Origin of the sequence: Aeribacillus sp. FSL K6-1305, assembly GCF_038050115.1 — a bacterium.
In the GTDB taxonomy this organism is placed as follows: Bacteria; Bacillota; Bacilli; order Bacillales; family Aeribacillaceae; genus Aeribacillus; species Aeribacillus composti.
Map to the genome: position 1 here is coordinate 1205177 of NZ_JBBOQV010000001.1, position 23180 is coordinate 1228356.

A 23180-nucleotide genomic window follows, 5' to 3' on the forward strand; every position below is an offset into this window, starting at 1 on the left:
GCTTTCGTATAAACTTTTCGAAACTCTTTTGCATATAAATGTGAAAAAAGAAAGGGAGTGAGAGAGCAAGATGAAAAAAGACAAAAAGGAACATGATGAATTTTTGCCCGTGTTTTCCCAACTAGATCCGCTTCCAGGCAGGTTTTCACAATTTTTCGATCCTGCCTACATTCAATCGCTATTAAAACCGTTTCATGATTTGTTTGATGCCGCAATGTCCCTTCCCTTTTTTCATTTTGACACTCATGAAACCGATCAAGAATGGGTGTTAGAGGGAAAGCTTCCAGGAGTGAAAAAAGAGCAAATACGCATCGAATCGTATGATCATGTATTAACGATTTCCATTCAGCAAGATCAACATATTGAACAAACAAATGATGAAAAACAGATGACGCAAATGTTCAAGTCTCATGGCAAATTTGCGAAATCCTTTTATTTGCCAGCTTACTTAGATGTACAACGTATTAAAGCATCGTTTCAAAATGAAAAGCTGAAAATTGTGATCCCTTCCAAAAAAACAAAAATAAATATTGACTAATATGCTTCTAATCAAAGAGGTTGTCCAAAAAGTCAGGGTAACTGACTTTTGGAGTCCCTCATTTTTCCACTTTTAAAAAAGCAAAAAAAATCGTCCTTTCTAAATAAAATGTAGTTGGGACCCAACATCACAGAAAGGACGATTTTTTATGAACCAATCAAATGATTACTACGGAAACAGCACTTTCACTAGATGTAAAAGAAGAAAATACTCCTGACAAAGGAAATTAACATTCCCTCCTACTTTCAAACTATATGACAACCGTCAAGTTCAAGTAATTTTCGATATTGAATTGCTCATACCAGAACATCACGTGGCACGTGTCATAGACAAAATGGTGAAGACGATGCAAGATGAGGTATTGTTTTCTCATTAGCTTACACTTCCTGAAATAGCGGCATCCGCCAGCTACTTTCAGATAAAAATCGAAAAATATAAAAGCAAGTGGAGAGAAACGCGTTGTTTCTCTCTGCTTGCTTCCTTTTAGGGACTTATCGGGCAGTCCCATTTTTCCTATTGCATCCTGTAATTGTCTGTTTTGTGATCGGTACTCATCATTCCCCGGGCAATTATGTCATCAGCTGTTGTTCCCGATTGGAAATATTCTTTTTCCAAAAATAGGTTTTTGGTATAAAAAGGATTTTTTCGTATATCCAACAAAGCATAAACAGCCTTGACTTGCGGCGAACGGCATCCCTAGCGCCTTACATCGTTTCAAAGCTCATTATTCAGCATCAAGCTTTAAAAATTTGCGTGACTCCTTTTAAAAGGGAGCTCATTTGATTCATCGTTTGAACAACTTGTCCTGCTGTATCGATCATTTTGTTAAAATCCATCTGTCCGTCCGCTTTTTTAAATGAAGAAAGCAATGAAGGATTTGACCCTTTTGGCATCATCATAGGCAGCGTGCTTGGATAAGGCTGAGGATACGGATTCATAAAAGGCTGATAATATGGAGATTGGAAATAAGGAACAACATGTTGATTCATCATGAAATATTGATCGTAAGAAACAGGTCTTAACCAATCATAAACATGATCATGATACATTTTGATCCCTCCAATAAAAACTTAACTAATCATAAAATATGTTTTTGCCTTTTAAAGGGTGAGATGTCAAATAGTGTCGGAAGTTTTTATTTTTTTTAAAATTGATAATTACAAAAGAGATGGTAACATATTAATATAAGTGTTAGGGGGGGATGTTTTATGACGGTTCAAACATTGAGGGAAAGATTTAAAATGGAGAAGCAATACGAAGCAGAATGTGCAAATGAATTGCTGGACTTTGCTCGCAGATTGTATCTTTATGAAAACATCAGCATCAAAGACTTTCGAAATATTGTCAAAACGCTAGAACAGCAAGGAGCCGTTACACCTGAATACATCCTTTAAATCAAGCAGAGGCGGGAGAATTTTCTCCGGCCTCTTTTTGCCGCTTACGAATAGTCCCGTTTACGGCAGTTCAATAACATAGATTGACAAAAAAGAACGGATATTTTTTAGATAGAATCTTTTAACCCCAAGATTTCTTCAAACGAAGTAAGGTTTTACGTAAATCGAAAGCCCAATAGATTGTGTCTATATATTCACACATAATAAAGCGGAGAAACTGCTCGCTTCTCCGCTTCCCCATTTTTATTTATTTTTTTCCATTTCACGGATCATGCTTCTTAATGTGTATTCAGCAGATTCTTTTATATTTTTAAATCTCACCTTGCTTGTATCTTGAAAAAAAGATTGGATCACAATGTTTTCAATATGCTCTTTCGCCGTATCAATTTGTTGCGAATGCAGGTATCTAGGATGGTACTTATTGATCCATTTTTTCGCAACAATTTCCCATTCATCCAATATTGGCAAAATCTTGTCAACACTCGGTTTAATTTCGGCAAAAAAATCGTATTCCAGTCCTTCCTTCTTGGTTCTCTCGAAGCGTTGAGCACTTTTTTGGATCACTTGAAGCAATTGCTCCGTGATTTTCCGGACTTGTTCTTCATCCAAGGTTCTCACCTCAGATTCATCATAGCAAATTTTTTTTGTTTTACCAAATTTTATACTACCTTTTTTCTCAAGCTCCGCACGAATTTCCTTTCTGCACACATTTTCTCAAATTTATTCATCTTTTCTTCTCCATTTTCTATAAAGTTTGAAACGGCTTGTTTTGTCCGATGAATTTCTTTATCTATATTTTGCGTCAATTGCTGCTCTAAAAGATCAATTTGTTTTTCAATTTCCTGCAATTTTTTTAATGCCTCTTGCTTTTCTATAAACGAACTCATCAGCATCCCTCTTTTCTTATTTTTGCTAAAAAATTCTTCTTCCTAAATATGAGTCCTGCCTGTTTGACAAAACTAGTTGTGATTCGGCAAAAAAAGTGTAAATTCCCTGCATTCAAAAATCCGCTTCATTGTGCGCATGTATTTTTTCAGGTTAGAAAAAATAAACATGGGAGGTGTTATGATGAAAAACGATAAAAAAACCATTCAAAATGATAGTCAAAAAGAAAAAAAGCGAGGAGTTGGAGACAAAAAGCTTGAAGGTCCAAACAGACCCTCTACTTAAAAATGGTCAGGCTCATTGCCTGACCATTATTGTAAGTATTGCTTCATCATGCATAATAAATGTAGCTGGGACTGTTTTTTCTCATACCAGTTAGTTAATTCAATTCGTTTCGGAATCTCTGGATCTTTATAATACTTTCCGAGCCGCTGTCCATGAAACCATTCTCTTTCTTTTTCGTCTATTTCGTGTGAGATTATCGGAAAAGCCGTCCTTAAATATGGGGATTTTCTTTTTGTTGTTTTTTTCATATATTTTTCATAATCATACCGTGATCCTGTATGTATTACACGATTTGAAAATTTTAGAAACTGTCCATGGTAAAGAGGATGAAATAAAAGCCATGCCAGCCTTTTTCCCAATTCAATCCGTTTTTTGACATGGCTGAATTGATGGGTGGAAAATCCGTACAATTTTCCTGTTAACGTCGGAAACAGTATAACGCGAAAATGAAATAGATCTTGAAAAATAAACGGCAAGCTGTGAAAGACAAATTTTTTAAATAATGGATGATCAATAACCGGTTTTTGAATAACATGCTGCTCATTAATAATAAGGGAGGTTAAAAGCCTTTTCTCATCTTTTGTGCGGAAAAAGCGTTCCCACTCCTCCATCATAAAGGCGGATACATGAAAAGCTTCGAGCAAATAAAACATCGGTTTGTTGTAACGCTTGGAATATTCATATAGTAAAAGCTGTGGATAAGCATCAGCAAAAATGAGCCAGTTTGCGGTTTCAACTGATAAAAAGAGCCATTGCCGTTTTTCATAAGGCAAAGCCTGTTTGAGGGGAATACCTTCTAAATCTGTCATAAACCAGCCGGCGTTTCTGGAGACCATGCTTGCCAGCAACGCCCATTTTACTTCCGGATGTTTTTTATAAAACTTTGCATATCGTTCCGTCCGTGAAATATTATCAACATTTCCGTCATCTGTTTTTAATTTTGTTTGTAATATTATATCATGTAGTGACATAGTATTCCCTCTTTCAACTTAAATCATGTATAATGAAGTCATTTCATCGAAAAAAGGTTAACATTTTTTGTTAAGATATAAATAGCCGGAAAAAGGAGGAGATCGCTTGGCTATTCGTTATCCTAACGGAAAGTTGTGGAAAGCTAAACAAAATGTAGCGAATCCAGTCCCAGTTGAAATACAATATTCAAATAGAGGGATGACCCTCGAGGACGACTTAAATGAGACAAATCTTTATTACAGGGAAAATGGAATAGCTGTCATCCATAAAAAACCGACTCCGATCCAAATCGTTTCGGTTGATTATCCGAAACGGAGCGCAGCAGTCATTAAAGAAGCTTATTTTAAACAGGCTTCAACAACCGACTACAACGGAGTTTATAAAGGCAAATATATTGACTTTGAAGCAAAAGAGACAAAAAACAGCTCTTTTCCACTAAAAAATATTCATGATCATCAATTCGAGCATATGAAAGCTGTGCTCGAACAAAACGGAATATGTTTTCTAATTATACGATTCACTAAACTAAATCAAATATACTTCTTAGAGGCTGAAAAATTGATGCATTTTTGGAAAAGACAGAAAAACGGGGGAAGAAAATCGATTTCGCATCAAGAAATTGTAGAATGCGGTCACCATATCCCCCTTGGCTATTGCCCAAGAGTTGATTATATTAGTATAATAGACAAGTTATATTTTTAGCTACTGCCCTTTTCATTCTAAATGAAAGGTTGGATTTATAATGAGTCAACAATATAAATCGAGGGAAGAAAGACGAAAAGCTTTAGCAAGTAAGAAAAAAAAGCCGAAGAAAAAAGGAATCGCAAGAAAAATTGTGTTTTTCATTCTTTTGTTAGGGCTTGTAGGCATCATTGGAGGAACATCGACATTTGCTTATTTTGCAGCAACGGCACCTCCTCTAAATGATGATCTTTTAAAAGGAAATATGTCATCAAAAGTATATGACAAGGACGGAAATGAAATAGGTGAGGTCGGTTCGGAAAAACGGACATATGTGAAGATCGATGAAATTCCGCAAGTTGTAAAAGATGCGTTTATTGCTACGGAAGATGTTCGATTTTATAAACATAACGGAATCGATCCAATTCGTATTGGAGGCGCTGCAATTGCCAACTTTAAAGAAGGATTCGGTTCTGAAGGTGCAAGTACAATTACGCAGCAGCTTGTCAAGCTTTCCTTTTTATCTCTTGACAAAACATTAAAAAGAAAAGCTCAAGAAGCATGGCTTGCCTTGCAAGTGGAGCAAAAATATTCAAAAGATGAAATACTTGAAATGTATTTAAACAGAATTTATTATCCCGGCAACTATTACGGCGTCGCAAGAGCTACGGAAGCTTTCTTCGGGAAGGATCTTAAAGACATCACGCTGTCTGAAGCGGCAATGCTGGCTGGGATGATTAAAAATCCTGATCTATACAACCCTAGAAAAAATCCCGATCTGGCGGAAAAGCGCCGCAATGTTGTCTTAAATTTAATGGTTAAAAACGGATTTATCAGTGAAGAGGAAGCGGCAAAAGCTAAACAAACATCCATCACAGAATCATTAGTTGAACCAAAACAGCAGCAAAACAAATATCATGCCTTTATTGAACATGCGATTGAAGAAGTAAGAAAAAAGCTTGGCGTTGATCCAAGCTCAGCAGGATTAAAAATCTATACAACAATCGATACAGATGCTCAAGAATATGTTGAACAATTATTGAACGGCGACGAAATCAGTTATCCGAGCAAATATTTTCAGGCTGGAATTGCTCTAATCGACACGACAACAGGTGAAATACGCGCCATCGGCGGCGGGAGAAACCAACCGATTGGCGGATTTAACTATGCTGTCGATTTAAAACGGCAGCCTGGTTCAACCATTAAGCCTATTTTAGATTACGGCCCTGCCATTGAGCATTTAAAATGGTCAACGTATCACCAAATCGTTGATGAGCCGTACACGTATTCAAACGGAAAACCAATAAACAACTATGACCGCAGCTATAAAGGGCAGATGTCAATCAGAGAAGCATTGGCTGATTCAAGAAACATCCCAGCATTAAAGGCGTTTCAAGAGGTTGGTGAATCGAGGGCAAAAGCATTTGCCGAGAAATTGGGAATTAAAATCGATAAAATTACAGAAGCATATGCAATCGGCGGATTTGAACACGGCATATCCCCTCTGCAATTGGCGGGGGCTTACAGCGCCTTTGGCAACAACGGTATATACAATGAACCATATTCCGTAACAAAGGTTGTTTTTGTTGATGGAACAAAAGCTGATTTAACACCAGATCCGGTTGAAGCAATGAGCGATTACACAGCATTTATGATCACCGATATGTTAAAAACCGTTGTAGAACGAGGAACCGGTACAAGAGCTCGGGTGCCTGGCTTGAATATTGCCGGCAAAACGGGTTCAACGAACTTTACAGAGCAAGAAAAAGCAAAATATCATCCGGAGCGCGGTGCAGCAAAAGACAATTGGTTTGTCGGCTATACACCAAAATACACAGCTGCTGTTTGGACTGGATATGAGAAAAATGAAGAGAAAATGTATATAACAAAAAGGGAACAACAAATTGCCAGAGACATCTTTAGAAAGCTAATGCGGCATGTATCTGACGGGGATTCATCCGATTTCAAACAGCCGAAAAGCGTGGTGAAAAAGGCAATCGAAAAAGGATCTAATCCGGCGAAGCTTGCAAGCAAATATACGCCAAAAAATATGATTACGTACGAATATTTTGTAAGAGGCGAAGAGCCGACAAAAGTTTCAACGAAATATGAAAAGCTGGACAAACCGTCAGGCCTATCCATCAATTATGATCAAAAAACGAATGCAGTGAAACTTAGCTGGAATCACAGTGAATCGGACGTTTCATTTGAAGTGAGCGCCTCGATCGATAACGCTGCTTCCAAAGTATTAACGACTACAAAAGACAAATCGTATGTCTTGTCAAATGTGAAACCTGGTTCTGTATATAAATTCAGCGTTACAGCTGTAAGGGACAGCATGCGAAGCGATCCTGCAAGCGCAATGATCGAAATACCTTCTGTGGAGGAAGAGGAGCAAGAAGAATTACCAGATGAATTAACGCCGCCGCCTGAACAGGAACAAAATGAAGGACAAGATGAAGAGGATCAATTGGAGAACGAAAATGACAATGAACAAAATAACGGGCAAAATGAAGAGGAAAATCAAAACGAGAATCCTGAACAGCCGCAGACGCCAAATGACAGTACACAAAACGGCAATCAAGGCGGCGGACCTACTCCTCCTCAAGATCCAGGCAATAACTTCAATCGTTCACAAACGGGTGGAAACGGAAATTCACAAACCGAAACGCCTGCTGTTCAGCAATGAAAATAAGGGACTGTCCGATAAGTTCCTAAATGGAGCCAGTGAAGAAAAACAGCTCGTTTTTCTCCACTGGCTTTTGTTATAAAAAAAATGAGAGGGCTCGAAAAATTCAGTTACCCTGAATTTTTCGAAGCCCCCTTTTGTTTTGCTTTTTTGATCGCCTGATGTTTATAAAACAATTTTTCCGTTTCTGTAAATAGTTCATTTAATTGAATATATGCATGATATTGAGTAGGCTTTTTTAAAATAAACGTTAGACGATCTTCAATATTGACGGGAGCTATATCCAGCTTCTTTATTTCGTCTAATTGCAGTGAATGAACCGGCTTTTCATTGAGCCAATAAAGAAGTTGGATATAGAGGCAGATCCCTGTCATCATTTTTTGTCGATCCATTTTAAACGGTTTTGTTATCGTGCGTTGAATCTCGGTTTGAATTTCCTTCCACTGCTTAAAAAGCTTGGGCAAAAATTGCTCGCTCGCCTCCCATGGTCTCGTATCATCCATTCCAGCCAAATATTGAAGATCATAATAAAAAAAATCAGTTGGATGCAAATATACAGATTCCTCGTCAAAAAATGCAGTATTTTGAAATTGCTCAGGGAGATGAAACATCTTCCTATCGTGCATTTTTTATGCCTTTCCTTTCATTCTTTTTTCCCCTTCTCTGCACAAATAAAGAAGAGGACATTCATGACACTTTGGTGATTGGGCTTTGCAATGATACCTTCCAAAAAAAATAAGCCGATGGTGGGTGATTCCCCATTCGTCCTCAGGAACTTTTTCCATCAATGTTTTTTCCACTTCCAATACAGAATCCTTCCAACGGCAAATTCCGAGCCGCTTCGACACCCGTTCAACGTGTGTATCGACGGCGATGGCAGGTTTTCCAAACGCAACAGATAAAACAACGTTTGCCGTTTTCCTTCCTACTCCAGGAAGGCTCATTAATTCCTCTCTAGTTTCCGGCACTTTTCGGTCAAATTCTTCAATTAACATTTTGCATAATTTTTGAATATTTTTCGCTTTGTTACGATAAAGACCGATGGAGCGAATATCTTGTTCTAATTCCTCCAACGGGACAGACAAATAATCATCAGGTGTTTTATATTTTTGAAACAAATTTTTTGTTACTTTATTGACTAACGCATCCGTGCATTGAGCAGACAAAACGACAGCAATGACCAGTTCAAAAGGATTGCTGTGTACAAGCTCGCAATGAGCATCAGGAAACATTTTCCCGATAACCTCTAAGCATTCTTTTACTTTCTTTTTTGATAGCATGTACCATCACCTTTCAATCAGCTTGAACGAGGAAAAAAATTTTAGTTTTCCAGCCAGTTGTAGAAAGGCACCTTCCTTTTATATTCTTGCTCCCCTTGAGTAGACTGCTTTTGTTTTTGATTGAATTCATGAAATTTTTGTGAATGCTTCTTAGCTTGTTCAATTGTTTTGATTCCATTCTTCTTCCATTCAAATAAAATCCGGTCAATATATCGAAAATTTAATTTTCCGGAGATCACCGCTTCCCTTAATGCAGAAATGATAATATCGGGATCATGATGATCTTGGTCGATCCAAAAAGCTAACGTTTCGCACTCAATCGGGGAAAGAGGTCGTCCAAATTCTTGTTCAAAGATGGTGTATAATTGATTTTCCTTTTCTACTTTTTCTTGATCTTGGTCCATGACGACTACATCATACAACTTTTCCCATAGCTGTTTTAAAGAATATTTCTCATAAATCATCCCGTTTTGCTCAAATTCCTCTATCGTTAAAAAACCTCTCTGAACTAAACTCCGAAGCAATTTGACACATTCCGCCGTTGTGATTGTCATATGGTCGGAAAGTTCTGTAGGAGTTGGAAAAGCATTTCCTTTTTGAATGTGGGAATGTACGTGCAAAAGGAGAACAAATTCTTTTTCTGACAAACCTAAATCGGCATAATTCCGCAGCAGTATATTGGGAACGGTCAGTGATCCATCTTCCACTAATTCGGTGAACTGTTTTTTCTTCATATTTCGACACCTCAAAATAAGTATACCATGATTGCGGCCATTCATGGCTTCAGAATGCATGGCTGAAAAACGAAACCTCCTGAAGATAGGAGGCTTCATGCAGTTTACGGATATAAACGATTTAATAAACGCGGAAATGGAATCGTTTCACGAACATGTTCGACACCGCATATCCAAGCAACAGTTCGTTCAAGTCCAAGGCCGAAGCCGGAATGAGGTACGGATCCGTATTGCCGCAGCTCAAGATACCATTTATAAGCTGCTTCGTCCAGATGATGCTCTTCAAGACGTTTTTTTAATAAATGATAATCATGGATGCGTTCAGATCCGCCGATGATTTCTCCATACCCTTCAGGAGCGATTAAATCCGCGCACAGAACAACCTCTGGTCGATTTGGATCAGGCTGCATATAAAAAGGTTTTAAGCTTGTCGGATAATGTGTAATGAAAACTGGTTTATCAAAGCTTTCCGCGATCGCTGTTTCATGCGGCGAACCAAAATCGTCCCCCCATGCGATGTCGTTGAATCCTTTCTTATGCAGCAGCGCGATAGCGTCGTCGTATGTTATTTTCGAAAACGGAGGAACAACCTGCTCCAGCTTGGAAATGTCACGTTCTAATGTTTTCAATTCAAGTGAACAATTTTTTAATACCGATTGCACAATATGGGAAACGTACTGCTCCTGCAGCTGCAAGTTGTCTTCAAATTGATAAAACGCCATTTCCGGTTCAATCATCCAAAATTCAATTAAATGACGGCGCGTTTTCGATTTTTCAGCCCGGAATGTCGGCCCGAATGAAAATACTTTGCCTAAGGCCATAGCAGCTGCTTCCATATACAGCTGACCACTCTGCGAAAGGTAAGCATCTTCATCAAAATATTTCGTATGAAACAATTCCGTCGTTCCTTCAGGCGCACTTCCGGTCAAAATAGGGGGATCCACTTTGACAAACCCTTGATCATTAAAAAATTCATAAGTGGCACGGATGAGTTCGTTGCGCACTTTCATAATGGCGTGCTGGCGCTTTGATCGAAGCCAAAGGTGGCGATTGTCCATTAAAAATTCAGTACCGTGTTCTTTCGGCGTAATCGGATAATCGCTTGCTTCATGAATAATTTCTATATTTTCAACGCCAAGCTCATATCCAAAAGGTGAACGTTCATCCACTCTCACAACTCCTGTGACATACAAAGAGCTTTCTTGTGTGAGTTGTTTTGCTTTTTTAAATATTTCTTCATCCACCTTCGATTTTTCAACAACCCCTTGAATAAAGCCTGTTCCATCCCGAAGCTGCAAAAAAGCAATTTTTCCGCTTGATCGCTTATTCGCCAACCAGCAGCCGATTGTTACTTGTTCTCCGACATGGTTTTTAACATTTGAAATTGTTGTTTTCACAGCTTTACCCTCCATATGAAACCGCCTTTTTATTCGATGCTTTCTATTATACATATGTTATTCCTTTTTTTTCAATAAAGGAAACCAGCGAAAAAGCCGGCTGAACCACCGGCTATTGACAATCTTTACTGTTTATGATTGTTGACAAAGCGATCAATACGTTCAATCGCTTTATTTAAAAGTTCTAGCGATGTCGCATACGATAATCTTACATTATCTGGAGCACCGAAGCCGCTTCCTGGTACTAGCGCTACCTTTTCCTCTTCCAAGAGCGCCTCGACAAATTCGTCAACATTACGAAAACCTGTTATCTCTGCTGCTTCTTTTGCATTTGGAAATAAATAAAATGCTCCTTGCGGTTTAATGCACGAGAAACCAGGTATTTGCACAAGTTTTTCGTAAATGATATTTAAACGGTCTTCAAAAGCTCTTCTCATTATTTCGACCGGTTCTTGAGGTCCCTCATACGCCGCGATCGCAGCATATTGAGCAATTGAAGTCGGATTTGAAGTGCTGTGGCTCGCTAGGTTCGTCATAGCTTGAATAATGCGCTCATTGCCCGCCGCATAACCAATTCTCCATCCTGTCATTGAATGGGATTTCGATACACCATTAATAATAATTGTTTTTTCTTTTACTTCAGGAGAAATTTGAGCGATGGACACATGTTCATTTTCTCCGTATACTAATTTTTCATAAATTTCATCGGAAACGATAATAAGATCATGTCTAAGGCAAACCTCCGCCAATTCTTTCAACTCATCCCGCGTATAGATCATGCCGGTCGGGTTGCTCGGAGAATTGATAATAACCGCTTTTGTTTTGTTTGTGATCGCTTGCTGCAGCTGATCAGGCGTAATTTTAAATTGATTTTCTTCCCTTCCCTCTACAAATACTGGAGCTCCGCCTGCAAGCTTCACTTGTTCCGGATAGCTTACCCAGTATGGAGAAGGAATGATCACTTCATCACCATCGTCAAGAATAGCTTGGAACAATGTATATAAAGCGTGTTTAGCGCCTGTTGAAACAATAATTTCAGACGGTTTATATTCTAAATGCTGGTCTTTTTTAAATTTTTCTATAATTGCCTCTTTCAATGATATAAGTCCTCCAGAAGGCGTATACTTCGTATGCCCTTCTTTCATCGCTTTTTCTGCAGCGTCTAAAATATGATCAGGAGTGTTAAAATCCGGCTCGCCTGCCCCAAGGCCAATCACATCATGCCCGGCTGCTTTCAATTCTTTTGCTTTTGCAGTGATCGTCAGTGTAGATGAAGGTGTTAAAGTTGATACGCGTTTAGATAAATTCACTTTTACAATGCTCCCTTCTTATTGCTTAATGCTGTACATTTTATAAACTCTGTCATCCGTAAAGCTAACAATAAAATATGTATAACGGTTTTGTTGGTCAATATATTGGACCTCCCAAACCGGTATATCCCATTTTTTCGAATCTGTATCATCATACCCAAGCATGATTTTCTTTATTTTCTTCGGCTTGCTGTTGTCAATGTTTTGAATCAATTGAAGTACGTCGTCTTTGCTCAAGCCTTCCTTCGCTTTTTTAATTAAAATTTTATCCGTGTTCCCCTTTTTCATCCAGCCGATAATTTTTTCGCCTTTTTTATTTTTCCCTTGAATGATATAGTAAACATTTCGATTATAAAATGTGTTGACTTCATCGATCGATGCAAAGCCATGCTCCTTCGCAGCTTGTATAGCTGTTTCGTGTCCTTTTGTTTTATCTTCTTTTGCACTATTATAAAGAAAAGCAAACGTCACCACTAAAAAGATAAGAGCGCATATAAAAGAAATAAAAATTTTTCCTTTCATTATGATCACCGATTATGTTCTATAAATAGTAAAAACCGCTTTATTTGGATCTTTGCTGTCAAGGGCTAATCCGAATAATAAATGTTCTCTTTTTAATGTCCGATTTAGCAAATCAACTATTTTATACAAATCGTCGGAATGCTCAACCGTAACGGAAGATATAATTTCGATTTTGCTTTCCATGTCAGCTTCCTCCTTTACAAAAACAAAATTTGTAATTCATACTTACAAAGCATCCAGGAAACAATACAGATACAACAGCAATATGTTGTTATCTGTACCCATTATAACAGCTTTACGGCTCACACTAAATAAAATTTCTCCTAGTCCACACCTAATTTTTTGAGGAGTCATCGCCGCTCCTCTTTTTTCTATATGTACAGAAAAGTTATGGCCAATTACGTCCGCAACAGAAAATAGGTCAAGCCCTATCAAAAGCTTAAGAGCCTGACCCTTGTTTATCACATAATCGTGTTCGCCGGTTCCTCTTTAATTAACTCGATGATTTCATTGTTTTCATTCATGATGGCTATCGTTGGACGGTGGTTTTTTAATTGATCTTCATGCACAAGCTTATAGGAAATGATAATGACCACATCACCGACCTGAACAAGCCGGGCAGCCGCACCGTTTAAACAAATGACACCGCTTCCTCTTTTTCCAGGAATCACATACGTTTCAAAGCGTTCGCCATTATTATTATTCACGATTTGCACTTTTTCATTCGGGACAATCCCAACGGCATCTAAAATATCCTGGTCGATCGTAACGGAACCGACATAGTTCAAATTTGCTTCCGTCACCCTTGCACGATGAATTTTTCCGTTCATCATCATACGAAACATGTATGAACCCCCCCTTTAGGTCAAATCGATAATAATATTATCGATCAGCCTAGCATGCTTAAATTTTACAGCAATCGCAACGATAATTTTTCCCGTAAGTGCGTTTGGTTTTTTCAAGTCAGGATAAGTCAAAATATCTATATAATCAATTTCTCCGCTCGTCTTTTCCGTTATATACGCTCTCATTTTTTCGATGATGGCTTCTTGATCATGCACTTTGTTCTCAACCATTTCTTTTGCCATTAATAACGATTGATATAAATGAACGGCTTCTTTTCGTTCCTGTTCGTCTAACCGTACGTTTCGAGAGCTTTTGGCCAATCCGTCCTCTTCACGAACCGTTTCCACCGGAACAATTTCAATTGGGAAATTAAGATCTTTTATAAGTGCTGTAACAACGGCAACTTGCTGGGCATCTTTCAATCCGAAATAGGCTCTGTCTGGAGTTATGATGTGAAACAGCTTTGTTAAAACCGTTGCCACTCCGTCAAAATGTCCCGGTCTTGATTTTCCGCACAAAACGTCAACCCGCTTCGTCACTTTTACTGTGACGGCAGGTTCTTCCGGATACATTTCTTCTTTTGTCGGCGCGAAAAAAAGGTCAACCCCTTTTTGTCTTGCCAGCTCTTCGTCGCGTTTGATATCGCGAGGGTATGTTTGATAGTCTTCATTCGGTCCAAATTGAAGCGGATTCACAAAAACGCTCATCACCGTTACGTCGTTTTCCTGTTTGGCCCGTTCAACCAATGATAAATGACCTTCATGCAAATATCCCATCGTTGGCACGAACCCTATCGTTTTTCCTTCTTTTTTCTTGAGATCGATTTCTTTTTTTATTTCCTCTATTGTAGTGACGATTTTCATTTTCCTTTTCCTCCATATAAGCTTGCAAGTTCCTCTTCATTCATGCGGAACGAATGATCCAACGATGGAAAGTCCCGATTTTTCACTTCATCTTTATAAGCTTCAATCGCTTTTACAATGCTTTCATTTACATTTGCATATTGTTTAACAAACTTCGGCACTCTTTCCACTCCAAATCCAATCAAATCATGAAACACTAACACTTGTCCATCTGTATATTTTCCTGCGCCGATGCCGATGGTTGGAATGGACAGCTCGTTTGTTATTTTTTCCGCCAGCTGAAACGGGATGCATTCCAATACAATGGCAATCGCGCCAGCCTGTTCGCATTTTTTCGCATCTAGCAGCAGCTTTTCTGCACTTTTCGCTTCTTTTCCTTGTACTTTATATCCGCCTAATACACCTACTGACTGAGGAGTCAGTCCGAGGTGGGCAACAACAGGAATGCCGGCATTTGTTAACAGAGATATGACGTCAAAAACAGGCCCTTCCACCTTTAAGGCATCTGCCCCGCTTTGCTGCACCATTTTCTTTGCATTTTGCAGCGTGTCTTCTGTCGAAATATGATACGACATAAAGGGCATATCCGTCACAACAAATGTATTTTTTGCTCCGCGTTTTACAGCCTTCGTGTGGTGAATCATATCTTCCACCGTTACAGGTACGGTTGAATCATACCCTAAAACGACCATTCCAAGCGAATCGCCGACAAGGATCATATCAACATTTGCCTGTTCAGCAAGCTTAGCGGACGGATAATCGTACGCCGTCATCATCACGATTGGCTCTTGCTTTTGTTTCATTTGAATAAAATCCAGCTTTGTTTTCATAAAAACTCCCCCTCTTTTTAGTTGCAGAGGGTAAGAACGAACCGATCAAAAAAACCTTCTTTCACTGAGAAAGAAGGATTTTTACCATTTCCTTATTATCGGCTTCTTCATCCCTCTGTCCCAGTCCTTTTGGATCAAGGCAGAATCAATCTTTTAATAATGACAACATGAAACTTTTTTGGTGCAGTTCCAAACAGGATACTGCCCTTTCGTTAAGTATAACAAAATTTCATTGTAAAATATATTTATTTGATATCAATATCTGCTGAATACACTTTTTCTATTTTTCCTTCAGAAGTTTCAATGAGAAGCGCCCCTTCTTCATTAATGCCAAGAGCCTTGCCGACAACTGTTCCGGATAATGTCCGGGCATGGATCGTTTTGTTTAAACTAATGGAATAGCTTTCCCATAAAAGTTTAATCGGTTTAAATCCATGCTCTAAATATGTAGTATACCATTTTTCAAAACGTTCGAGAAACTTTTGAATGATAAGGGCGCGATGAATTTTCTCTCCCTTTTCAATCGCTATGGAGGTGGCGGTATTGCGAATCGCTTCAGGAAATTCATCAATTTGCTGATTTACATTAATACCGATGCCGATGATCACCGAATGCACTTGATCAGCTTCCGCCTCAAGCTCTGTTAAAATTCCGACTGCTTTTTTTCCATTAATCAAAATGTCATTGGGCCATTTAATGGTCGGAGAAAGCCCTGTTGCCTCTTCAATCCCTTCTACGAGAGCAACGGCTGTCAATAAAGTAAGCTGAGGAGTTTTCTGTAAAGGTATGTTCGGCCGCAAAATGATGCTCATCCAAATCCCTGTACCTTTTGGCGAATACCATACTCTAGCCATTCTCCCTCTTCCGCCTGTCTGTTCATCCGCAACTACGAGCGTTCCCTCCTCAACACCTTTCTGCGACAATTCATGGGCAATTTTTTGAGTAGAATCAACCGTATCGTAATATACAATGTTTTGTCCTATAAAATCCGTTTGCAGACCTAATTGTATTTCGTTGGCTGTAATTTTTTCCGGCGTCTTGACTATTCTGTACCCCTTTCTTCGCACCGCCTCGAGGACAAATCCTTCCTTCCTCAATTCCTCAATATGCTTCCATACTGCCGTTCTTGAACAACCGAGCAATTCGCTGATTTTTTGGCCTGAAACATAACCTCCATCAGCTTCAGAAAAAGCTGCTAACAGCTTTCGCCTAATTTCTGATTGCAATTTTTTAACCACTCCTTTATTTCGCCGCTATTATTTTCAATCAATCCATTGACAACCTGTTGTTCAACCAGCGTTAAATATTCCTCCACCCATTTGCCCGGCTTTTTCGGCACGATGTTTAAAATGTCATTCCCCGTTACGGCCAATTCTTTTCTAGAATGGATTGGAAGCTGTTCGTAAGACTTTTGCAGTTTCTGAATGGCTTCTTCGTTTTTTTCTTTTTGCAGCACCTGCCTTATTCTTTCCAGCTGAAGAGCATCCTCAAGCCCTGTCTTATATAAAAGAAAGGCTGTCCAGTCTTTCTCGAAGAGACAATTGAGCAACTCAAGATGTCTGCATACTTTTTTGATCACCCTTCTAGGAAGCTTCCAATTCCGCATAAATGATTCACCATCATCCGTTTCTAAAACGAATAACAAAACAGTCCAGTATTCTTCCCGCTTACACAAATTATGCATTGGATATCTGAGCAGCTTGTTCAACTGTTCTTTCTTTTGTTTTAATCCAGGCATATGTTGATAAACATTCGTAAGAGTTAATAGTTGTATCGCATCATTTGCGGAAGCTCCAGCCAGAAGCTTTTCAAATTCAGCAGTTATTCGCTCGATCGATATGTTCTGAAGAAGCTTATGCCAAACGGTTATGGCTTGCAAAGTTTTTTCTTCAAGCCGAAAGGACAATTGGCTGACAAATCTTAAAGCGCGCAGCATTCTTAACGCATCTTCGGAAAAGCGTTCATACGGATCTCCCACTGTACGAATCATGCGGTTTTCTAAATCTTCCATGCCATTGACATAATCTAAAATGCGCCCGTTTTTGTCCATCGCCAAAGCATTAATTGTAAAATCGCGCCGCTTTAAATCTTCTTGCAGCGAGCTGACAAAACGGACATATTTAGGTCTTCGATACTCTTCGTATTCCCCTTCCGTCCGAAAAGTCGTCACTTCATACGGCTTTCCATTATGAAGAACAATGACTGTACCATGCTGCACCCCAACATCAATTGTTTTCGGAAAAATTTTTTGAATCTCATCAGGCTTTGCTGATGTGGCAATGTCGATATCCCCGATCTTCCGATTCAGCAATAAATCACGAACAGAACCGCCGACAAAATACGCTTCATGGCCATGCTCATTTAATTGTTCTATAATCGGTATTGCCTCCACAAATTCTGCTTTCATGTTGGAACTCCTTCAGATAGTAATTCAAAATAAATTTGCTCATATGTTGACACAATTTTTTCAGAATGAAATTTTTCTCTGACAAGCAGTATCGCATTTTCTGACATTTTTTGATGAAGTGTTTGATCTTCCAATAAGCGAATCGATTTTTCGGCGGTATCCTCAATATCGCCAAGCTCAACAATATAGCCTGTTTTATGATCTTCAATTACTTCCGGTATGCCGCCGATCCTCGTTCCAATACAGGGAACTCCGCAAGCCATCGCTTCCAATAAAACTAATCCAAAGCTTTCTTTTTCTGACAGCAGCAATTTTAAATCACTGATGGAATACAATTGATCTAAGTTTTCTTGCTTCCCCAAAAACAGCACATGATCTTCCAATTGCAGCTGTTTCACTAATTTCATGACAATCGACACTTCCGGTCCGTCGCCGACCAGCAACAGCTTCGATGGGACTTCCTGTCGGATGAGGGCAAATGCTTTGACGACATCAGGAACTCGCTTCACTTGCCGAAAATTTGATACGTGTATAAGCACTTTTTCATCATCTTGAATCCCGTACTCTCTTTTTAATGAAGGCAAATGTTTTTTATGATAAATTCGTTCATCAATAAAATTGTAAACCGTTTCAATTTCTTTTTTAGGCTCCAATAAATCATATGTTTGTTTAACGAGCGCCTTTGATACGGCTGTAACGCGGTCCGAAGCTTCAATCCCAAATTTGATCGCTATGGAGAGCGTCGGATCATATCCTAGCACAGTAATATCAGTACCATGAAGAGTTGTGACGATTTTTATTTTTCCCCCAACCATTTGTTTAGCCAAAAAAGCGCAAATCGCATGAGGCACAGCATAATGAACGTGCAAAATATCTAAATTTTCCCTCTCAATGACTTCGGCAATTTTGCTGGATAAAGCGAGATCATATGGAGGATATTTAAAAACAGAGTATTGATTTACTTCCACTTCATGAAAATAAATGTTGTGATAAACCTTATTCAGCCTGAATGGCATGCTGGAGGAAATAAAGTGAATTTCATGCCCTCTTTCTGCAAGCAATTTTCCAAGCTCTGTCGCCACCACGCCTGATCCTCCAACAGACGGGTAGCAAGTAATGCCAATTTTCAATTTTTTCATTCATTATCACCAGGAAAGGATATTTTCAAAACTATGATTTCTGCTCAATTTTTCTCGTGGATGATGTTTCTCCATGTAAAATCTCCCCGTTCAAGCCCCTTTACTAATATTTCCGCAGTGCCCATATTGGTTGCCAGGGGGATTGCATACACATCGCATAGGCGGATAAGGGCAGAAACGTCCGGTTCATGAGGCTGGGCAGTCAGCGGGTCGCGAAAAAAGAAGACGGCATCCATCTCGTTTTTCGCGACTAATGCACCAATTTCTTGGTCGCCTCCAAGCGGACCGGATTGGAAGCGGTGAATTTTCAGTCCAGTTGCTTCCTGTATTCTTAAGCCTGTTGTGCCTGTTGCAAATAAAACATGCTTTTCTAATATATGTTTATAAGCAATAGTAAATTGAACCATATCGTCCTTTTTCTTATCGTGAGCAATGAGTGCAATCTTCATATATTTCCCCCTCATTCAATAATGTTTTCCAACCCGTAAACGAGCGTATCGATCTTCATCACGGTTTCAACGGAAAGCTTTACTCCTGACATAAAAGACGCACGATTATAGGAATCATGGCGAATTTTCAGCGTTTGACCGTCACCGCCAAACAAAACCTCTTGATGAGCCACTAACCCTGGAAGACGAACGCTGTGGATATGAATGCCATTCCATTCGCCGCCTCTTGCTCCTTTGATCGTTTCCTTTTCCTCCGGATGTCCTTGCTTTTTATTTCCGCGAACTTCATAAATCATTTCAGCCGTTTTGATTCCAGTTCCAGAAGGTGCATCAAGCTTTTTATCATGATGCATTTCGATGATTTCAACATCAGGGAAGTATCTGGCCGCCATTTTTGCAAATTTCATCATCAGTACAGCTCCAATCGCAAAATTTGGCGCGATAATTGCCCCGATTCCTTTTTCTTCCGCTAATTTTCTCAATTCCTGCAAGTCTTCTTCCTGAAAGCCGGTAGTTCCTACTACAGGGCGGACACCGTGCTCCAGCGCAAGCTTTGTATGTATTTTTCCAACCTCTGGTGTTGTCAAATCAATCAACACGTCTGGCGATGTTTCTGCAAAGCATTGTTCAGGGTTTGTATAGGTGCGGACTTGATCTTGAAACCATTCGCCATCATTTATTTTGTCTATTACAGCTGAAAGTGTAAAATGCTCTGTTTCATTTACCAGTTTTACTGCCTCTTGCCCCATGCGTCCTCTTGGACCGGCAATGACGATCTTAATTTGTTCCATTATTCCATCACCTTTCTATTTTTTTGTCCATCTGTTTCGATCTCTAGTTTGAAATTTATGCATGACGCGATCGTGCGCCTTCTCAAGATCAATGTTTAAAGAATTGGCCAAGCAAATGATGACAAACAATAAATCGCCAATTTCCTCTTCAATTTCTTTCTCTTTCTCCGTTTCTTTTTTTGGCTTTTCCCCATAGTAATGATTAATTTCTCTTGCAAGCTCACCAAGCTCTTCTGTTAATCGCGCAAGCATCGCCAGCGGGCTGAAATAGCCTTCCTTAAATTGGGATATGTAATCATCTACTTCTTTTTGCAGGTCTTTAATTGTTTTACGTTCCATTAGGCAACCACCTCATTTGTCTTCTCTTTCATGTTAGCTAATTCCTTACCATTTGACAATGAAAAGAAATGTCGATTGAATTGTAACATACAATCTGATCCATTATAATTAAAAACATCGAAAAAAATAGGAGGTGGGAGTTTGTTGCCTTTTAAATTGAAAAACCTCTTTTTTATATTGCTCGGATCCGCTATTTTCTCGTTTGGACTCGTTCATTTTAATATGCAAAACAATTTAGCTGAAGGCGGTTTTACTGGTATTACGCTCCTTTTATTTTTTTTGTTTCAAATCAACCCCTCTATTTCCAATCTTGTATTGAATGTACCCATTTTTTTTATTGGATGGAAGCTTTTAGGGAAGACGACTTTTTTGTATACATTAATTGGAACGATTTCGGTTTCGTTCTTTTTATGGATTTTTCAGCTGCATCCATTTCATATTCCTCTACATGAAGATTTAACATTGGCGGCTCTGTTTGCAGGAGTTTTCATCGGCGTTGGACTAGGGATTATTTTTCGCTATGGCGGAACAACAGGTGGAGTTGATATCATTGCTCGTCTTGTTTATAAATTTTTCGGCATCAGCATGGGAAAAACAATGTTTTTATTTGACGCGTGCGTGATCACTTTATCGTCCATTTTTTATTTATCCTATCGCGAAGCCATGTACACATTAGTGGCTGTTTTTATCGGAACAAGAGTCATTGATTTTATTCAGGAAGGTGCCTATAGAGCAAAAGCAGCGACCATCATATCGGAGAAACATGAGGAAATTGCCGAAAAAATCATGAAGGATATGGATCGCGGAGTGACCATTTTAAAAGGACAAGGTTCGTTTACAAAACAGAATCGGAATATTTTATATTGCGTCGTTGCCAAAAATGAATTTGTCAAGCTGAAACAAGTTATTACAGCTGTCGACCCTCATGCGTTTGTTGTCGTCAGCGACGTTCATGATGTACTCGGTGAAGGCTTTACCCTTGATGAAAATAAAAATCCGATTGAGCACTAACGCGTTTCTTGTCGTCAACGATGTTTATGATGCTCAAGAAGGATTTACCCTTCATGAAAACAAAAACTTGTTTAAGCACTGACAGGGGCTGTCCAGAAAGTCAAATCCCTTTTGAAAACAAAAAATCATAAACATCGATATATCAACGTTTCTAAAACATAAAGGGGGCTGTCAATAAGCCAAAAAACGACTTATTAGACAGCCCCGCACTCTAGTTCTCTTTTCTTTTATCTGTTTTTTCTCCTTTGTATTTTTTCCATCCTGTATAAGCTAGTGCAATAAAAATGACGCTGCCCGTTGAAAACATCACCCATAACAATGATGGATCTGCTTCGTCGTTTTTGACGCGATCAAAAATGTTTTTTAAGTCTTTTTCGATTTCCATCATATGCTTCTGTCTTGTCTTTTTCGAAATTTCAAAAAACATTTTGTCGCTTACTGCTGAAATATGTGTTTCAATCTTATCAATGTTTTTGCTGTCAACATCAACGGTAAGGCTTGGATAAATAACGGAGTACAGTGACAAAAAACGATTCCACTCATGCTGAAAAGCCGCCCAATCCTCTTTTTCCATTTCCGTTTTTAATTCTGCAAATGTCGTCATGATCGGTTCTTCCATTGTGCTCCAGAGCGGCTGGTGTTCAGACAGAATTGCATCAACAACAAGCCGGAATTGAGTGACTTTGTCGATCCGATCTTCATAGCTCATTCCATCGTTCTCAACGGCATCCAACGCTTTTTCGTAAGAAGCAGAAATGACCCGAAGCTCATTTATTGATAAGCGGTTTTCAACATTATTTTCTTTAAATTCGTTTTCAAGAAATAATAACAGCTGCTTCGCTTCATCAAACTTTTTTTGCTTTGAAAGCTGCCACGCATAATTCGTCATGACATCCAATGTTTCCCAATTGTTTTTTTCTTTTGCATTGATCGGTATTTGAAGCAGGAAAAAAAGCAAGAGAACAATCAACGTACTGATCCATTTTTTCATTCTTGTCCCCCCTATAACTACTAGTAATAGTTATTCAAGAGTGGACAAGAGTAGACCATGTTTCTTACAATTCTTTCAATTCAAATTTGTATGTTTGATTTTTTATAACAAAAAAATAAGCGATCGCAATGGAAATAATACTCAGCCAAAACGTAAAGTAACCGATTAGCGCAGAATATTGATTTAAAACGCTATATTGAGGCATCATATCAAACACGTAATCAATAATTTCATTGTGAAGCGTCCATATGGAGGCCAGCATCAAGTGCTTCATTTCAAACCGATAATACGGTGCATACAACAGCCCTTCTATTGCCATTCCTAAATGGGACAAAATGAGCATCATTCCGTAAATGGATAAAACACCCGTTTCCAAATATACAAACAGGTTCATGGCAACCGCCCAAATTCCATATTTAAATAGCGTAATCATCGCTAGTGCTTCAAACAATTTAAAATGCTTCCCAACAAGAAACCCAATCAAAACGAAAACAAAGAACAAACTAGCGGTTGGACTGTCAGGAACAAACGCAATAAACTGTGGCGGTGTTTCGGAAAGCTGCTGTTTATACCAAATATAACCATAAATTGTTCCTGCTGTATTGATTAAAAGCATCAAATATAAAAATGATCGCTGCCTTAATACAAAAAATAACCAACCCATCCAAGTTCACTCCTTGGTTTTATTGAATTCGAGGGCATGGATCATGAGACACCCTGTACTATGTATGCCAAGAAAACACTCTTTTTTCATTGCAGGAATGTTCCTTATATTTTAAAGAACTAAATGGTAGGAAGGCATTTTTAAAATAAGTTTATCGCCTTCC

Annotated in this window: 28 protein-coding genes; 5 read left to right on the top strand and 23 right to left on the bottom strand. The window is 38.8% G+C overall.

Annotation, left to right across the window (positions count from 1 at the left end):
* The first annotated feature begins 70 nt into the window (after positions 1 to 70).
* On the top strand, positions 71 to 538 hold the full coding sequence (locus NST97_RS05680; protein WP_066251868.1) for an Hsp20 family protein: 468 nt from the start codon (positions 71 to 73) through the stop codon (positions 536 to 538).
* A gap of 250 nt (positions 539 to 788) precedes the next feature.
* Here NST97_RS05680 and NST97_RS05685 read toward each other — a convergent pair whose 3' ends face one another.
* Positions 789 to 911: a hypothetical protein gene (locus tag NST97_RS05685; protein ID WP_268753477.1), complete on the bottom strand. Its 123-nt coding sequence runs from the start codon at positions 909 to 911 to the stop codon at positions 789 to 791.
* Between the two features lie 361 nt (positions 912 to 1272).
* Positions 1273 to 1587, bottom strand: a complete 315-nt coding sequence (locus NST97_RS05690; RefSeq protein WP_063388540.1) for a YppG family protein — start codon at positions 1585 to 1587, stop codon at positions 1273 to 1275.
* 159 nt (positions 1588 to 1746) lie between these two features.
* Between NST97_RS05690 and yppF the strand changes: the two genes are divergently transcribed.
* On the top strand, positions 1747 to 1932 hold the full coding sequence (gene yppF, locus NST97_RS05695) for a YppF family protein (protein ID WP_063388541.1): 186 nt from the start codon (positions 1747 to 1749) through the stop codon (positions 1930 to 1932).
* Between the two features lie 243 nt (positions 1933 to 2175).
* Here yppF and NST97_RS05700 read toward each other — a convergent pair whose 3' ends face one another.
* The 3 genes from NST97_RS05700 to NST97_RS05710 all read right to left on the bottom strand — a co-directional run bounded on the left by NST97_RS05700 (position 2176) and on the right by NST97_RS05710 (position 4073).
* Entirely contained in the window at positions 2176 to 2541 is a 366-nt protein-coding gene (locus tag NST97_RS05700) for a YppE family protein (RefSeq protein ID WP_340733955.1), read from the bottom strand.
* A gap of 50 nt (positions 2542 to 2591) precedes the next feature.
* A complete protein-coding gene (locus NST97_RS05705) occupies positions 2592 to 2819 on the bottom strand; it encodes a hypothetical protein (RefSeq protein WP_066251875.1) in 228 nt (75 codons plus the stop codon).
* Between the two features lie 309 nt (positions 2820 to 3128).
* Positions 3129 to 4073 (bottom strand): DUF2515 family protein, encoded by a 945-nt coding sequence (locus NST97_RS05710; protein ID WP_063388544.1) that lies wholly within the window; start codon positions 4071 to 4073, stop codon positions 3129 to 3131.
* A 106-nt stretch (positions 4074 to 4179) separates the two neighbouring features.
* On the opposite strand from NST97_RS05710, the gene recU reads away from it, so the two are divergent.
* Positions 4180 to 4776 carry a Holliday junction resolvase RecU gene (gene recU / locus NST97_RS05715; protein WP_327863925.1) on the top strand — a complete coding sequence of 199 codons (597 nt, stop codon included), beginning with the start codon at positions 4180 to 4182 and terminating at the stop codon, positions 4774 to 4776.
* A 40-nt stretch (positions 4777 to 4816) separates the two neighbouring features.
* Positions 4817 to 7444, top strand: coding sequence for a PBP1A family penicillin-binding protein (locus NST97_RS05720; RefSeq protein WP_340733956.1), 2628 nt, complete (start codon positions 4817 to 4819; stop codon positions 7442 to 7444).
* Between the two features lie 110 nt (positions 7445 to 7554).
* On the opposite strand, the gene NST97_RS05725 is transcribed toward NST97_RS05720, so the two are convergent.
* The 16 genes from NST97_RS05725 to NST97_RS05800 form a co-directional block, all read right to left on the bottom strand.
* Positions 7555 to 8070 carry a YpoC family protein gene (locus NST97_RS05725; RefSeq protein ID WP_133309192.1) on the bottom strand — a complete coding sequence of 172 codons (516 nt, stop codon included), beginning with the start codon at positions 8068 to 8070 and terminating at the stop codon, positions 7555 to 7557.
* A gap of 3 nt (positions 8071 to 8073) precedes the next feature.
* Positions 8074 to 8724: an endonuclease III gene (gene nth, locus NST97_RS05730; RefSeq protein WP_063388548.1), complete on the bottom strand. Its 651-nt coding sequence runs from the start codon at positions 8722 to 8724 to the stop codon at positions 8074 to 8076.
* Between the two features lie 41 nt (positions 8725 to 8765).
* Positions 8766 to 9458: a DnaD domain-containing protein gene (locus NST97_RS05735; RefSeq protein WP_063388653.1), complete on the bottom strand. Its 693-nt coding sequence runs from the start codon at positions 9456 to 9458 to the stop codon at positions 8766 to 8768.
* A gap of 104 nt (positions 9459 to 9562) precedes the next feature.
* Positions 9563 to 10855, bottom strand: a complete 1293-nt coding sequence (asnS, locus tag NST97_RS05740; protein WP_144598146.1) for an asparagine--tRNA ligase — start codon at positions 10853 to 10855, stop codon at positions 9563 to 9565.
* Positions 10856 to 10980: 125 nt separating this feature from the next.
* Positions 10981 to 12165, bottom strand: coding sequence for a pyridoxal phosphate-dependent aminotransferase (locus tag NST97_RS05745; protein ID WP_341343022.1), 1185 nt, complete (start codon positions 12163 to 12165; stop codon positions 10981 to 10983).
* An 18-nt stretch (positions 12166 to 12183) separates the two neighbouring features.
* Positions 12184 to 12687: a cell wall elongation regulator TseB-like domain-containing protein gene (locus NST97_RS05750; protein WP_063388550.1), complete on the bottom strand. Its 504-nt coding sequence runs from the start codon at positions 12685 to 12687 to the stop codon at positions 12184 to 12186.
* Between the two features lie 12 nt (positions 12688 to 12699).
* On the bottom strand, positions 12700 to 12870 hold the full coding sequence (locus NST97_RS05755) for a YpmA family protein (RefSeq protein WP_065095534.1): 171 nt from the start codon (positions 12868 to 12870) through the stop codon (positions 12700 to 12702).
* Between the two features lie 278 nt (positions 12871 to 13148).
* Positions 13149 to 13532: an aspartate 1-decarboxylase gene (gene panD, locus NST97_RS05760; protein WP_063388552.1), complete on the bottom strand. Its 384-nt coding sequence runs from the start codon at positions 13530 to 13532 to the stop codon at positions 13149 to 13151.
* A gap of 15 nt (positions 13533 to 13547) precedes the next feature.
* A complete protein-coding gene (gene panC, locus NST97_RS05765) occupies positions 13548 to 14396 on the bottom strand; it encodes a pantoate--beta-alanine ligase (protein ID WP_063388553.1) in 849 nt (282 codons plus the stop codon).
* Entirely contained in the window at positions 14393 to 15226 is an 834-nt protein-coding gene (panB, locus tag NST97_RS05770; RefSeq protein WP_066251892.1) for a 3-methyl-2-oxobutanoate hydroxymethyltransferase, read from the bottom strand. Before panB ends, panC begins: the two co-directional genes overlap by 4 nt.
* Positions 15227 to 15471: 245 nt before the next feature.
* Positions 15472 to 16452 (bottom strand): biotin--[acetyl-CoA-carboxylase] ligase, encoded by a 981-nt coding sequence (locus NST97_RS05775; RefSeq protein ID WP_117016804.1) that lies wholly within the window; start codon positions 16450 to 16452, stop codon positions 15472 to 15474.
* Entirely contained in the window at positions 16422 to 17633 is a 1212-nt protein-coding gene (locus NST97_RS05780; RefSeq protein WP_130156202.1) for a CCA tRNA nucleotidyltransferase, read from the bottom strand. The genes NST97_RS05775 and NST97_RS05780 overlap by 31 nt, the downstream gene beginning before the upstream one ends.
* Positions 17630 to 18772 carry an N-acetyl-alpha-D-glucosaminyl L-malate synthase BshA gene (gene bshA, locus NST97_RS05785; protein WP_130156200.1) on the bottom strand — a complete coding sequence of 381 codons (1143 nt, stop codon included), beginning with the start codon at positions 18770 to 18772 and terminating at the stop codon, positions 17630 to 17632. The genes NST97_RS05780 and bshA overlap by 4 nt, the downstream gene beginning before the upstream one ends.
* A 44-nt stretch (positions 18773 to 18816) precedes the next feature.
* Positions 18817 to 19221 (bottom strand): methylglyoxal synthase, encoded by a 405-nt coding sequence (gene mgsA, locus NST97_RS05790; RefSeq protein ID WP_311066266.1) that lies wholly within the window; start codon positions 19219 to 19221, stop codon positions 18817 to 18819.
* Positions 19222 to 19232: 11 nt separating this feature from the next.
* Complete coding sequence (gene dapB, locus NST97_RS05795) at positions 19233 to 20012, bottom strand: 4-hydroxy-tetrahydrodipicolinate reductase (protein ID WP_094246121.1); 780 nt, start codon at positions 20010 to 20012, stop codon at positions 19233 to 19235.
* Positions 20013 to 20027: 15 nt separating this feature from the next.
* Complete coding sequence (locus NST97_RS05800) at positions 20028 to 20351, bottom strand: nucleotide pyrophosphohydrolase (RefSeq protein ID WP_063388560.1); 324 nt, start codon at positions 20349 to 20351, stop codon at positions 20028 to 20030.
* A 141-nt stretch (positions 20352 to 20492) separates the two neighbouring features.
* Between NST97_RS05800 and NST97_RS05805 the strand changes: the two genes are divergently transcribed.
* Positions 20493 to 21362 (top strand): YitT family protein, encoded by an 870-nt coding sequence (locus NST97_RS05805; protein WP_094246122.1) that lies wholly within the window; start codon positions 20493 to 20495, stop codon positions 21360 to 21362.
* A 211-nt stretch (positions 21363 to 21573) separates the two neighbouring features.
* On the opposite strand, the gene ypjB is transcribed toward NST97_RS05805, so the two are convergent.
* Entirely contained in the window at positions 21574 to 22353 is a 780-nt protein-coding gene (gene ypjB / locus NST97_RS05810) for a sporulation protein YpjB (protein WP_339196702.1), read from the bottom strand.
* A 64-nt stretch (positions 22354 to 22417) separates the two neighbouring features.
* Complete coding sequence (locus NST97_RS05815) at positions 22418 to 23017, bottom strand: DUF1405 domain-containing protein (RefSeq protein WP_066251898.1); 600 nt, start codon at positions 23015 to 23017, stop codon at positions 22418 to 22420.
* Positions 23018 to 23180 lie beyond the last annotated feature (163 nt).

Bases quoted from the DNA above. Each gene is read 5' to 3' on its own strand.
- NST97_RS05680 (WP_066251868.1), top strand. From the start codon at position 71: ATGAAAAAAGACAAAAAGGAACATGATGAATTTTTGCCCGTGTTTTCC.
- NST97_RS05685 (WP_268753477.1), bottom strand. From the start codon at position 911: ATGAGAAAACAATACCTCATCTTGCATCGTCTTCACCATTTTGTCTAT.
- NST97_RS05690 (WP_063388540.1), bottom strand. From the start codon at position 1,587: ATGTATCATGATCATGTTTATGATTGGTTAAGACCTGTTTCTTACGAT.
- yppF (WP_063388541.1), top strand. From the start codon at position 1,747: ATGACGGTTCAAACATTGAGGGAAAGATTTAAAATGGAGAAGCAATAC.
- NST97_RS05705 (WP_066251875.1), bottom strand. From the start codon at position 2,819: ATGAGTTCGTTTATAGAAAAGCAAGAGGCATTAAAAAAATTGCAGGAA.
- NST97_RS05710 (WP_063388544.1), bottom strand. From the start codon at position 4,073: ATGTCACTACATGATATAATATTACAAACAAAATTAAAAACAGATGAC.
- NST97_RS05720 (WP_340733956.1), top strand. From the start codon at position 4,817: ATGAGTCAACAATATAAATCGAGGGAAGAAAGACGAAAAGCTTTAGCA.
- NST97_RS05725 (WP_133309192.1), bottom strand. From the start codon at position 8,070: ATGCACGATAGGAAGATGTTTCATCTCCCTGAGCAATTTCAAAATACT.
- nth (WP_063388548.1), bottom strand. From the start codon at position 8,724: ATGCTATCAAAAAAGAAAGTAAAAGAATGCTTAGAGGTTATCGGGAAA.
- NST97_RS05735 (WP_063388653.1), bottom strand. From the start codon at position 9,458: ATGAAGAAAAAACAGTTCACCGAATTAGTGGAAGATGGATCACTGACC.
- NST97_RS05750 (WP_063388550.1), bottom strand. From the start codon at position 12,687: ATGAAAGGAAAAATTTTTATTTCTTTTATATGCGCTCTTATCTTTTTA.
- NST97_RS05755 (WP_065095534.1), bottom strand. From the start codon at position 12,870: ATGGAAAGCAAAATCGAAATTATATCTTCCGTTACGGTTGAGCATTCC.
- panD (WP_063388552.1), bottom strand. From the start codon at position 13,532: ATGTTTCGTATGATGATGAACGGAAAAATTCATCGTGCAAGGGTGACG.
- panC (WP_063388553.1), bottom strand. From the start codon at position 14,396: ATGAAAATCGTCACTACAATAGAGGAAATAAAAAAAGAAATCGATCTC.
- panB (WP_066251892.1), bottom strand. From the start codon at position 15,226: ATGAAAACAAAGCTGGATTTTATTCAAATGAAACAAAAGCAAGAGCCA.
- NST97_RS05780 (WP_130156202.1), bottom strand. From the start codon at position 17,633: ATGAAAGCAGAATTTGTGGAGGCAATACCGATTATAGAACAATTAAAT.
- bshA (WP_130156200.1), bottom strand. From the start codon at position 18,772: ATGAAAAAATTGAAAATTGGCATTACTTGCTACCCGTCTGTTGGAGGA.
- mgsA (WP_311066266.1), bottom strand. From the start codon at position 19,221: ATGAAGATTGCACTCATTGCTCACGATAAGAAAAAGGACGATATGGTT.
- dapB (WP_094246121.1), bottom strand. From the start codon at position 20,012: ATGGAACAAATTAAGATCGTCATTGCCGGTCCAAGAGGACGCATGGGG.
- NST97_RS05800 (WP_063388560.1), bottom strand. From the start codon at position 20,351: ATGGAACGTAAAACAATTAAAGACCTGCAAAAAGAAGTAGATGATTAC.
- ypjB (WP_339196702.1), bottom strand. From the start codon at position 22,353: ATGAAAAAATGGATCAGTACGTTGATTGTTCTCTTGCTTTTTTTCCTG.
- NST97_RS05815 (WP_066251898.1), bottom strand. From the start codon at position 23,017: ATGGGTTGGTTATTTTTTGTATTAAGGCAGCGATCATTTTTATATTTG.